General features: G+C 63.8%; 12 protein-coding genes, 1 tRNA gene and 1 pseudogene. 7 read left to right on the top strand and 7 right to left on the bottom strand.

Annotated elements, in window-relative coordinates:
- Window positions 1-24 precede the first annotated feature (24 nt).
- On the top strand, window positions 25-576 hold the full coding sequence (locus IC66_RS0115150) for a TetR/AcrR family transcriptional regulator (RefSeq protein ID WP_028140454.1): 552 nt from the start codon (window positions 25-27) through the stop codon (window positions 574-576).
- Window positions 577-795: 219 nt separating this feature from the next.
- A pseudogene (locus IC66_RS49200) lies at window positions 796-980 on the top strand (hypothetical protein); the annotation flags it as partial.
- On the opposite strand, the gene IC66_RS0115145 reads toward IC66_RS49200, so the two are convergent.
- A complete protein-coding gene (locus IC66_RS0115145; protein WP_202948578.1) occupies window positions 904-2,817 on the bottom strand; it encodes a DEAD/DEAH box helicase in 1,914 nt (637 codons plus the stop codon). The pseudogene IC66_RS49200 and the gene IC66_RS0115145 sit on opposite strands and share 77 nt — an antisense overlap.
- Before the next feature lie 449 nt (window positions 2,818-3,266).
- Between IC66_RS0115145 and IC66_RS0115140 the strand changes: the two genes are divergently transcribed.
- Both IC66_RS0115140 and IC66_RS0115135 read left to right on the top strand, forming a co-directional pair.
- Entirely contained in the window at window positions 3,267-3,737 is a 471-nt protein-coding gene (locus IC66_RS0115140) for an aminoacyl-tRNA deacylase (protein ID WP_038948177.1), read from the top strand.
- Window positions 3,738-3,916: 179 nt separating this feature from the next.
- Complete coding sequence (locus IC66_RS0115135; protein ID WP_038948176.1) at window positions 3,917-4,336, top strand: CBS domain-containing protein; 420 nt, start codon at window positions 3,917-3,919, stop codon at window positions 4,334-4,336.
- 317 nt (window positions 4,337-4,653) lie between these two features.
- On the opposite strand, the gene IC66_RS0115130 is transcribed toward IC66_RS0115135, so the two are convergent.
- Window positions 4,654-4,728, bottom strand: a tRNA-Glu gene (locus IC66_RS0115130).
- Window positions 4,729-4,785: 57 nt separating this feature from the next.
- A complete protein-coding gene (locus IC66_RS0115125) occupies window positions 4,786-5,130 on the bottom strand; it encodes a hypothetical protein (protein ID WP_038948175.1) in 345 nt (114 codons plus the stop codon).
- Between IC66_RS0115125 and IC66_RS0115120 the strand changes: the two genes are divergently transcribed.
- From IC66_RS0115120 to IC66_RS0115110, 3 genes are all read left to right on the top strand, one after another.
- The gene (locus IC66_RS0115120; protein ID WP_038948174.1) at window positions 5,129-6,136 is read left to right on the top strand and encodes an RluA family pseudouridine synthase; all 1,008 of its coding nucleotides are present in this window, start codon (window positions 5,129-5,131) and stop codon (window positions 6,134-6,136) included. The two genes, IC66_RS0115125 and IC66_RS0115120, sit on opposite strands and share 2 nt — an antisense overlap.
- A gap of 217 nt (window positions 6,137-6,353) precedes the next feature.
- Entirely contained in the window at window positions 6,354-7,253 is a 900-nt protein-coding gene (gene rpoH / locus IC66_RS0115115; RefSeq protein ID WP_038948172.1) for an RNA polymerase sigma factor RpoH, read from the top strand.
- A 182-nt stretch (window positions 7,254-7,435) separates the two neighbouring features.
- Window positions 7,436-7,777 carry a hypothetical protein gene (locus IC66_RS0115110; protein WP_038948171.1) on the top strand — a complete coding sequence of 114 codons (342 nt, stop codon included), beginning with the start codon at window positions 7,436-7,438 and terminating at the stop codon, window positions 7,775-7,777.
- Window positions 7,778-7,785: 8 nt separating this feature from the next.
- Here IC66_RS0115110 and IC66_RS0115105 read toward each other — a convergent pair whose 3' ends face one another.
- The 4 genes from IC66_RS0115105 to IC66_RS0115090 all read right to left on the bottom strand — a co-directional run bounded on the left by IC66_RS0115105 (window position 7,786) and on the right by IC66_RS0115090 (window position 11,506).
- The gene (locus tag IC66_RS0115105; RefSeq protein WP_038948170.1) at window positions 7,786-8,412 is read right to left on the bottom strand and encodes a peptidoglycan recognition protein family protein; all 627 of its coding nucleotides are present in this window, start codon (window positions 8,410-8,412) and stop codon (window positions 7,786-7,788) included.
- A 33-nt stretch (window positions 8,413-8,445) separates the two neighbouring features.
- Window positions 8,446-9,657 (bottom strand): GGDEF domain-containing protein, encoded by a 1,212-nt coding sequence (locus IC66_RS0115100; RefSeq protein ID WP_038948169.1) that lies wholly within the window; start codon window positions 9,655-9,657, stop codon window positions 8,446-8,448.
- 621 nt (window positions 9,658-10,278) lie between these two features.
- Window positions 10,279-10,890 (bottom strand): LysE family translocator, encoded by a 612-nt coding sequence (locus IC66_RS0115095; protein ID WP_038948168.1) that lies wholly within the window; start codon window positions 10,888-10,890, stop codon window positions 10,279-10,281.
- Between the two features lie 241 nt (window positions 10,891-11,131).
- Complete coding sequence (locus IC66_RS0115090; protein WP_028140464.1) at window positions 11,132-11,506, bottom strand: response regulator; 375 nt, start codon at window positions 11,504-11,506, stop codon at window positions 11,132-11,134.
- Window positions 11,507-11,545: the final 39 nt, after the last annotated feature.

The raw sequence follows: 11,545 nt of genomic DNA, 5'->3' as shown, positions 1-11,545 counted from the left end.
CCCCGTGATTGAGGACCAGCGAACATGCGCGTTTCAAAAGAACAGGCGGCGAAGAATCGCGAGCGCATCCTCGATACCGCCTCCCGCCTGATGCGCGAGCGCGGCATCTCCGGCGTGGGTGTCGATGCTCTTGCCGAGGCGGCCGGGATGACACACGGCAGCCTGTACAGTCAGTTCGGTTCCAAGGAACGGCTCGTCGAAGAAGCGGTGGCCTACGCGATCGCGGCCAAGGCGCAGGAATTGCCCGAGGCCTTTGCTCTCGACGATTACGTTTCGGACTACCTCTCGCCGGCCCATCGCGACGATCCGGCAAGCGGCTGCCCCTTTGCCGCCCTGGCTTGCGAGATGTCGCGCCAGAGCCGCGGCGTGAGAGAGCGCTTCACGGCCGGCGTGCGGGGCGCGATCGCTTTCCTGAGCGGCCGAATGGCCTCCACGCTGAAGCCACGGCAGAGTAGGGACAAGGCGCTCGCCGCCACCGCCTCCCTGGTCGGGGCCTTGGTCCTCGCCCGGGCGGTGAACGATCCCAAGCTGTCGGACGAGATACTTCGCGCGACGAGGAATTCGCTATCGGGGTGACGGGGCACTCAATTCACCGCTAGTCGAAGCTGCGAATGCAGCAGCTGCCACTGATTGCATTTCCATGGGAGGCGAGATGGTCTGTCTCGCCTTCGCGCAATCATCAGAATTACAAGTGACAGTGTACTCAATTGGATTTCCATAATGAGCCAGCTCTCCGCTATCGAGTAGCGACGATGGAGCGAATTGAGTGCACTGTCACCATAATTGCGCCCGACATCGACATCGATCGCAGGCGGAATGACGCGGGTCGGCGCCGCCGAGAAAGCCGCCATCGCCCGGCTCGGCGTGCGCGTGGTCGATGCCTCCCAGGAAGGCTGGGCATCATCAACCACGACCTGTTCCTGTCGAATGGGGAAGTGCAGAAGGTGATCCGCCGCTCGATCGACGGCACGACGGCGTGAGGGAGCGGCTGTGCCAGTCTACGCAATCAAACGCTGCACCAAGGCGGACTCGCTCGAATAGGTCAGGAGCGCCTCGTGAGTCGCCCGGGTCACCCCGACATAGGTCAATCGGACGCATTCCCTCGACGGTCTCACCGTGACGGCCGAGCAAGCCCAGGCCAGCGATGGCGACGCGGGGAAACTCCAGCCCCTTCGCACTGTGCATGCTCAAGAACCGCACGGCCACCCGCTTGATCGAGACTCTGTTGCGATTGTCTTTGGCCATATCGATCGGCACGCCATGCGTGGCGAGTATCTGCGCGACCCGCCCGCCGATCCAGTGCTCCGGATAGAGACACGCCATCTGCGACCACTCGTACCCGGCCTTTTTCCGATCGAGAAACCATTCGGCGACGCAGTGAGCTTCTGCGTCGACGCTCACGCACCGCCGAACGTCCGGCTCCAGTCCTTGCCGACCCGCATCTTCGGGCAACAGGATGGCGTGCTCATCGTCGGCCGTGATGCCCGGAGCGCCAATGACGTCTGCAGCGAAGCGTCTCGCGAAGGCGACGATTTGCGCCGTGTTGCGGTAGTTGACTTTCAACACGGTCGTTCTGCCCTTGGCTTCGATGCCGAGCTGACTCCACACCGGGCGTTCACGTCCTTTGTAGATGGCCTGGATGTCGTCGTAGACGACCATCAACGCCTTGGTGCGCGGGTTCACCATCTTGGCCGCAAGCGCGAGCCATTGCGGCTCGAAGTCGTGGGCCTCGTCAATCAGGACAGCGTCGTACTGCTCCGCCGGGATATGGCCTTCATCTACAGCCTTCACGACCTCTGAAACGCTCGCAGCCAGTCGCTTTGCGTAGTCAGGATAGTCTCGCTCTGATGGGGCGGGAATCCCATACGTCCGCAGCATCCGGTAGCACCAGGAATGAAAGGTAAGAACCTGAACGCGGTTCTCTACGCCCCGGCTCTGCATGGCATCCTCAAGCCGCCCGGCGATGCCATTGGCGTAGCACAGGATGAGCACCGGCTTTGACGCCGCGCGCGCCAGATACTCGGCCCGGAAGGCCAGGATCAGCGTCTTGCCCGATCCGGCGACGCCGCGAATGATCCGATGCCCCTCTCCCAGACTGCGCGCGAACTGCTCCTGATGCATATCCATGACCGCAAGCGTCCGGTCCGCAGGATCGACCCCAGTCGCGTCGTCCAGAGGCAGGGCAATCTGTCGTATGCGTATTTCTGGAAAGAGCAGCGCACGCAGCCGGTCGAACTGCGGCATCGATAGAGGTTCTCCGAGACGCGGATAAACCATGCGCCACAATCTCGACCGGAATTCTTCGGGATCGGCGCCCTCCGTCATTTCATCCTTGAACACACATAAATGCTCGACGAAGACATCCTTGAGATTGGTCTGGTCGAACTGCTTGCGCGTGATATTCGTGAACACGGCCCCGAAGCCGAACGAAAGAAGGGATCGGCCCATGTAGCGATGACCGGGCGGAAACAGCAATTGCCCATCGCGCTCCAAGGTGCGCACGACCTCGAACGTATATTTGCGAGCCTGCTCGAGGGGATTGGTCTCCCGTACGACACCACGACTTGTCAGCAACTCGACCTTGGTCTTGTCCGCCGAAACGATCGTCTCCAGCCGCCAGTCTTTCACCTCGAGCACGAGCAGGCCGCTCGCGGGATGAACGATAATGAAATCCGGATGCCGGTTGAGAGGGCCAACAGGGAGGTTGTGCCAAACGACGGCGTTCTCTTCGAGGAAGTCCTTGAGCCGTTCCGCGAGTCGTAGCTCTCCACGGCTGTCGAAGCGCGCGAAGCCCAGACTGGGGATCAGGATTGCCATGCTGCGACCGCGAGGTTGATTTGAGCATCCGGCGTGACGATGGGAGCGGATGTTCGCGAAGCGCGCTGCATGTGACCCGAAGTCGCCATTGCGGACCATCCTGTGAGGCTACGTGCGTAGCAGAGCGGTCTCTCCAGGCTCACATGGTTGCCCAGAGTGTGCAGGTTTTCAATGGCTTAGGATTTGTCCGGCGCGCCGCTCAGGACATCGCGAACTCTTATGTAATTGAAATTGCTATACAACTTCGGCGAGACCTGGTGCCCAAACGGAGCGCAGCAAGAGCCGGTTCGAAAGAGGAGGCGATTATCCGACTATCTGATGATGATTTGCAGCTTGCGGATGGAAGACCTATGTTGAGTCTCTAGTCAGGCAGCCGCCCATCGTATGGCGAGAGTCTGCAGGGTCGACCTCACGGTGGATGGTTTGCATTCCGCATCGGAGGTGATGCCATGGCCGTTGCTCCCACGCTCCAGAAATACCTCGCCGCTGAGAACATCCAGTACGAGGTGATCCCGCACGAACTCAGCATGACGTCGGCTCGAACGGCCGAGGCATGCCATATCTCGGGGGACCGCCTCGCCAAGGGCATCGTGTTGCGGCGCGACGGCGGATACATGCTGGCCATCTTGCCCGCATCGCATCACCTCCGCCTCTCGGACCTGAGGACAAGCCTCGGCGACAATGTCCACATGGCCAATGAAACCGAGGTCAATCGGCTGTTCAGCGACTGTGCACACGGTGCGGTTCCCGCCGTCGGCAAATGCTACGGATTGGAAATGATCGTCGACGACAGCATCGAGGCACAGCCAGACATCTATATGGAAGCCGGCGATCATGAGACGCTGCTCCATATGGGTCACGCGCAGTTTGCGCGCCTGACGGCCAACGCACCGCATGGGCGCTTCAGCGCGCATGACTGAGGATTAGACCGCCCATTGCCGTTGCGATCTTGGGCGGGAACTCTGGCCGCGAGGTCGCCGCCATACTGTTCCGCAGGGTGGCGGCGAGAGTCTCTGCGCTTGTCTGGTCGGAGTTCGGAAGATTGGGGGTGCCGTTGCATTGCATCAACGCACTTGAAACCCACGAACGGAGGCTCGCCATGAAAGTCAAAGACGTGATGCACAAGGGTGTCGACTGGGTCAGCCCCAACACCCCAATCACCGAGCTTGCCAAACTGATGCGGGCGCATGACATCGGCTGCATTCCGATTGGCGAGGATGACAAGCTGGTCGGAATGGTGACCGACCGTGATATCGTCTGCAAAGGGCTCGCGAGCCACAGCTTCGATGCCGGCCGCGCGACGGCGCGCGACGTGATGACCGAGGGCATCCATTGCTGCCGCGAGGACGATGACCTCGCCAAGGCGATGCATCACATGGAGAAGCTGCAGGTCCGCAGGCTGCCGGTGATCAACAAGAGCAAGCGGATGGTCGGCATCATCAGCCTGGGCGACGTCGGCCATTCCACGTCCGGTGATATGCTCACCGAGACCGTCAGGAGCATTTCGGCGCATCACTGAACTTGCGGCCAGGACTTATGGCCAGGACTTGCGGCCAAGGGTTGCGGCCAAGACTCTTCTCGCGATCGCCACTCAAACAGGCGCTGAGGGGAGCCCGAGCCGTGCGCTCGTCATGCAACCATCGCGCGGCACGGAAGCGACGGCGCGATGTGGCTTACTTTGCGCCGGAGTGAATGTGAGGGCGGGTTCACTCGATCGCTTCATCAGCATCAGCGTCAACGCTGCGGCGCGCAACCTATGACCAAGCGAGATCGCGCGGCCGGACAGGGCCGCCGTCGGATGGGGGCGCAGCAAAAAGTCGAGGAATATCGCGGATTTGGCGCTCCCTAGGGGAATCGAACCCCTGTTTCAGCCTTGAGAGGGCCGCGTCCTAACCGCTAGACGAAGGGAGCGTGAGGGCTAGCCAATAGCCTCGAAATTTGTCCGCCGCAAGGACCCCGAGGAGCCTTTTACGGCTCATTGGCGAATTTCAGTCGTCCGGCCGGCTTGAGCGTGTGGGCGTCGAAGGCGCGGATCTCTATCACGCCCCCCACATCCAGGGTGACCACGAGGCGGTCGCCGGCGAGGCCGGTCGAGACGATTTTGGCGCCCTTCGGCAGGATGGCGGTGACGTCACTGGGCGCCTCGGCCGCCCTTCCCTCGGACTTGAAAAGGCGGTAGCCCACCGCGATCAGCACGGCGCAGATCGCCAGCGCCGTGGTCAACCCCGCGATCAGCATCATCCGCCGCACCCGCGCGAACAGCGCGGCCTGCTCGGGGCTCGGTTCGGGAACAGCGGTATCAGTCGTCGTCATGGAAAATTCTGGCTCTGCGCAAAGGTTGGAGGTTGTCGTCGCCGGCAACGAGGGCTCGACCCGGCTCGACCGCGTGCTGGCGGCCCACCTCACCGACCTGTCGCGATCGAGGCTGAAAGCCCTGATCCTGGCGGGCGCGGTGAGCCTGAAGGCCTCCGCGGTCCGCGACCCCGCTTATCACGTCACATCCGGGGATACGATCATAATCGACGTGCCGGAAGCGGCCCCACCGGAGCCGAAGGGGGAGGATATCGCCCTCGATATCGTGTTCGAGGACGACGATATCATCGTCATCAACAAGCCGAAGGGCCTGGTCGTGCACCCCGCGGCCGGCCACGAGACCGGCACGCTGGTGAACGCGCTGATCGCCCATTGCGGCTCTTCGCTGTCGGGCATCGGCGGGGTGCGCCGGCCCGGCATCGTGCACCGGCTCGACAAGGACACGACGGGGCTGATGGTGGTCGCCAAGAACGACCTCGCCCATGCCTCGCTGACCGCGCAATTCGCCGACCACGGCCGCACCGGTGCGATGCGCCGCGGCTACATGGCCTTTGCCTGGGGCGTCCCTGGCCGCCATCGCGGCACCGTCGACGCGCCGATCGACCGCCATCCGCATGCGCGCGAGAAGATGGCGGTGCGCCAGGGCGGCCGCGAGGCGGTGACGCATTGGGAGATCCTGGAAAGTTTTAACGGGCGCGACGGCAAGCCGATCGCGACGCTGCTGGCCTGCGAGCTCGAGACCGGGCGCACCCACCAGATCCGCGTCCACCTCGCCCATATCGGTCATCCCCTGATGGGCGATGCGGTCTATGGCCCGCATTTCAAGACCAAGGCGAACCAGCTCGGTCCCGAGTCGCAGGTCGCGCTGACCGCGCTTGGGCGGCAGGCCCTGCATGCGTATTTGCTGGTATTGGAGCACCCGAGGACCGGAGAATTACTCCACTGGGAGGCGGCTTTGCCGGAGGATTTGCTTCTCCTCCAAGGCTCCCTGAAAGCGGCGGTATGACGCAGGCCCTTTAAGAAAAGCGTTACATTACAAAAAGTTATAGCTGCCACACGGGGTCGTGACGTCAGCAATCCTTCCCTTTTTGGCCCCCCATGGGGTATATTGCGCGTGCGTTGGAAATGACCAACGGAACATCGCAGCTACGGCCGGCTTTAACACAGCGGTCGTCTGCCTGGCCCGCCGCTATCGGGGGCCTGAACCTTTGGAGGGCTTCAGTATGGCCCGTACCGCTGCTTTGCCGGTCCTCAATGGAGAATCCGGCCTTTCCCGTTACCTCGCCGAGATCCGCAAGTTCCCGATGCTGGAACCCCAGCAGGAATACATGCTCGCCAAGCGTTGGCGCGAGCATGACGATCGCGACGCGGCGCACCAACTCGTCACCAGCCATCTCCGGCTCGTGGCCAAGATCGCCATGGGCTATCGCGGCTACGGCCTGCCGATCTCCCAGGTCGTCTCGGAAGGCAATGTCGGCCTGATGCAGGCGGTGAAACGTTTCGAACCCGAGAAGGGGTTCCGTCTCGCCACCTACGCCATGTGGTGGATCAAGGCGTCGATTCAAGAGTACATTCTGCGTTCCTGGTCGCTCGTGAAGATGGGCACCACCGCGAACCAGAAGAAGCTGTTCTTCAACCTGCGCAAGGCGAAGAGCAAGATCAACGCGCTGGACGAGGGCGATCTGCGCCCCGACCAGGTGAAGATCATTGCCAAGCGCCTCGGCGTCACCGATCAGGACGTGATCGACATGAACCGCCGCCTCGGTGGCGACGCGTCGCTCAACGCACCGATCCGCGACGACGGCGAAGCCGGCGAATGGCAGGACTGGCTGGTCGACAATACGCCCAACCAGGAAGCCATGCTGGCCGAGCACGAGGAGTATGACGAACGCCGTGACGCGCTGAACGGCGCCATGGGCGTGCTCAACCCGCGCGAACGCCGCATCTTCGAGGCTCGCCGCCTCGCCGATGAGCCGATGACGCTGGAAGACCTCGCTGCCGAGTTCGGCGTGTCGCGCGAGCGCGTCCGCCAGATCGAGGTCCGCGCCTTCGAGAAGGTGCAGTCCGCGGTCAAGGGCACGATCGCAAGGGCCGAACAGGCCGCGCTGGAAGCCGCGCACTAAGCGGGCTTCGCCGCGGCGAGAAATTGGCGGATCGAAAAGACAGAAAGCCGGCGGCAACGCCGGCTTTTTTGCGTGTGATGTCCAGCATGTTCGCGGAGGCGCGGGGCCAGTCATCTTGAACCGGCCTCGCCGGTCATCCGACCCAGAATGATCGGACCGACAGCATCGATTGGACGATCACCATGTCGATCATCCTACAATCCACCGTCGGCGGCTTCTCAGCCCAGTTCATGCGCAAGCTGCCGCTGGTCGAGCAGGCGATGCGCGAGCGCGGGCTGGAGCCGTCCGAGTTCGTGATATCGAAGGATTATGCGGGCACAGCGACCATCCCGCTCATGGGTCCGTTCTTCTTCAGTTACAGCGTGTTCTTCGGCGAGGAGAATTTCACCGTCACCGAGCCGAACGACATGGTGTTTTTGGATTACTTCTTCAAACGCGTGCTGGCGGCAGATGGACCGCCCGAATTGCCGGAGCGGCCGGGATTGATGCGACGGTTCTTCGGCTGGATGGCGCAGGCGGTGTGACGCCTCCGTCACTCCCCCCACATCCTCGCCAGGGTCGCGAGCCAGCAGCCTTCGCAATAGCGCGCGTCCTTGTAGTCGATCCAGTTGTGGGCATAGACGCGTTCGAGCGGGATGTCGTAGCGCGAGCGCAGCACCTTCACGAGGATCTGCCACGCAGCGACCTGCGCCTCGGTGGGGCCGGCCGCGACATCAGGATAATTGCCGGCGAACTCGACGCCGATCGAATTGTCGCGCACGACCTGGCGATAGGTCGCGCGGTTGTCGATGAACTTGTTGTCGTTGCGGTTGGCGCCGTCGCCATGGGTCGGCACCAGGTTTTCCGCGACCGCCCAATAGACCGTGCCGTCGGTCTCGACCCACACGGTGACGCCGCGCCGCGTCGGGGTCTTCGCTTGCGCTTGCGCGCCGCCGCGCGCCGAGCCCGCCGGCCCTTCGGTCTGGTGCACGATGATGTTGCGCCAGGGTCTTGCGCTCCGGACGTCACCCCATGGCGCCAGCCAGACTATCTTCAGGCCGGGAATGTCGGGCGTGCCGGAGGCGCGGGCGAGCTTTGCGAGCTCAGCATCCACGGCAGCGGCGGGGGCGGTCAGAAAGAAAACGGCCAGGGCGGCCGCGAGCAGGCGAGCGATCATCATGCAGGTCCAACAGAGACCAAACCTAGCATGGCCTCAGGCGAAATGGCGCGCGGTCTCGCCCCGGCCGATCGGCTCAGGCGAGAGCGGCGGCGACGGATCGTAGACGGCAAAATCGTTCTTGCCGTTCTTCTTGGCGGCATAGAGGGCGTGGTCGGCATTGGCCATCAGGCGATCCGGGAATTCTCCGATGCCGCGATCCCACTGCGCGACGCCGATCGAGATCGCGATCGGGATCTCGCTGCCGGTACAGGCCTCGGCATCCTGGCGGCAGACCTCGAGCACGCGGCGGGCGATCGCGGCGGCCTCGCGCAAGGACGAGGACGGCAGCACGACGCAGAACTCGTCGCCGCCGGTGCGGGCCAGCATGTCGCCGGGCCGGAGCCGCGTCTGCGCCATCAGTGTGAAGTGCTGCAGGCAGGCATCGCCGGCGGCATGGCCGTGGGTGTCGTTGATGGTCTTGAAGCCGTCGAGATCGATCACCAGCAGCGAGAACGGCGCGCCGCTACGCTCCGAGCGGGCGCATTCCTCGGTCAGGCGCTGCAGCAGATGCCGCCGGTTGGCGACGCCTGTGAGATCGTCGAGCAGCGCGAGATCGGCGACCTCGCCGCGCAGCCGGTCCATCGCCATCAGCAGGAAGCCGAAATTGAGCGTCATCGACAGGAACAGCAGCCCCAGCACCATGACGGCATGGGTCTGGCCGCCGGCCTTCGCCGACAGATCATGCCCGAGCAGATTGCCGATCGTGCGGGCAATGAGGATCGCGATGATGGTGAGGATGACGATGCCGGACAGCCGCGCGCCCGGGCTGACGCGCCCTTCCGGCGGCGACAGCAGCAGGCGCAGCGCCAGCACCAGCGGCAGGGCCTGACCGAGCGTGTAGCTGAGCATGCGCAGTTGCATGTGCTCGAAGCCGACCATGAAGACCACGACGCCGGCAAGGCTCAAGCCTCCCGTAGCCGTCATGAGGCGCCAAGAGACAGGCCGGCCATAGAAGCGCTCAATGCCCATCGCGGCGAGGCAGCTCGCGGCGATGACGCCGGCCGCGCCGAGCAGAAGCGGGAGGGGAGAGGCGACGAACAGGCGGACCAGGGCCGTCATCGCCCCGATCGCGCCGACGAAGGACGATGCCATCCAGAACCGCGCGGCGACGAACTTCGGATAGGAGCGCGTCACGTAGGCCCAGATCACGCCGAGCGCCAGGAAGTTGACGACGAAGACGGTCCAGAGCGTCGGTACGTTCAGCATGACGCGCGCGGCATGCGCAGCGTCGCGCCCCCCGTCCCTGGCAGCCGTCCGTCCATGACCCATCCCCGTTTTCTTGCGGAGAAGAATGCGGCCCTCGCGCTTAATGGAGTCTCACCGCGATCCGGCAAAACGCGCCTTTGGTTTTGGATTCATGAACGGCGCCGCTTCGTTGTCGGATCGTTAGGGATGTCGGCGACGACGCGGCTTCGACGCCGCGATGCGGATTCGCGCACCAAAATCACCCGAAAATGCATCTGAGCTGTGGATAACGCGATGACACGGATGTGACAGCGCGGGGCAGAGACCCGCGAATCTGCTGAGTTTGTCGTCGAGGATGTTGCGAGGCTGGCCCTCCGCCGAGCATCCCTCGTGTCGCGTTCCACCATTAACCCTTAAGAGGATCCTATGGCTAAGAAAGCGAAGAAGGCGACGAAGAAGAAGGCGAAGAAGGCCAAGAAGGCGAAGAAGAAGTAACGAGGCTTCTGTTTCTTTGCCCGGGTGGAGCCTCGCTCCGCCCGGGCTTCGGGTAGAGAGTTTGAAGGCGGCGGGCGCGAGGCCCGCTTTTTTATTGGCTGAGTGTTGGAGACGCGGACGCTCCCGCACCTTCGAGAGGGAAAGAAGTTACCTCTCCGCGAACGCCAGCTTGGCGCCGAGCGCGGCGAAACCGGCGGCGAAGCTGCGGCGCAGCCAGGCCATGATGCGCGGGCGGGAGATGACGTGCTCGCGCACCGAGGCGGCGCAGAGGCCGTAGACCACGAACACCGCAAGGGTCATCGCCATGAAGGCGCCGCTCAACTCCAGCATGCGGGCCAGCGCATGGGCTTCGTCCGCGGCGATGAACTGCGGCAGGAAGGCGAGGAAGAAGATCGACAGCTTCGGATTGAGGATGTTGATCAGAAAGCCGGTGACGATCACACGGCCGACCGAACGCTCGCGGATCTCGCCCTCGACCGCCAGCGCACCTTGTTCGCGCAGCGCCTGCCAGGACATGTAGAGCAGATAGAGCACCCCGCCCCATTTCAGCGCGGCAAAGGCGAGCGCGCTGGTGTGGAGCACGGCGGCGAGCCCGAGCATCGCCGCCATCATGTGCGGCACGATCCCGAGCGTGCAGCCGAAGGCGGCGGCGAGGCTGGCACGCGAGCCGCGCGTCAGCGCCGCAGCCAGCGTGTAGAGCACGCCGGTGCCGGGGGAAGCGACGACGATGAGCGAGGTGAGCAGGAAGGACCAGGACATGGGCCGACGCTATCACCCGGCATCACGGCGGGAAAGTCGGGCCTTGGGCCTTCAGGTTCTCATCCGTCACCCCCGCGCAACGGCGGAGCCGTTGTCGCTGGAGGTGCTCGCCTCTTCGGCGAGCCTCGAAGGACGACGGCCGGCTGCATCTCGGCCGTGCATCCCTCGAGGCTCCCGATGGGGCGCCGAGCGCCCCATCACTCGCGCCTCAGGATGACGGATTTGATAGTGAAACCCTCGCTCAAGCCAGTTGCGCGAGCTCGGCTTCGCGCAGCACGTCGAGTGGCGCCCAGGGTTTGGCCCAGAACTTTGCGCCGTCGGGCAAGGGCTGCCTCAACGGACGGCCGGAGGTGACGACGACGTCGAGCTTGGGATTGCGGTCCTTGGCGACGTGCGCGAGTTCGACGCCGGTCATGCGCCCCGCGAGCTGGACGTCGGTCATCATCAGGCAGAGCGCGCCGGCGCTCTTGTCGAGGACGCGCTCGGCGGCCTCGGCGCTTTCGCACTGGATGACCTGGTAGCCGCTCTCCTCCAGCAGCAGGCTGAGCATCTCCCGCTGCATGACGTCGTCCTCGACGATCAGCGCAGTCGCGCGAAATGGTTGTGCTTGTCCCATCGGCGTCTCCCAATGCTTGCTCGCGTAACGTAAGTTAAG

Origin of the sequence: Bradyrhizobium genomosp. III, from assembly GCF_000261705.1 — a bacterium.
In the GTDB taxonomy this organism is placed as follows: Bacteria; Pseudomonadota; Alphaproteobacteria; order Rhizobiales; family Xanthobacteraceae; genus Bradyrhizobium; species Bradyrhizobium ottawaense.
This window is presented reverse-complemented; position numbering and strand designations above follow the sequence as displayed.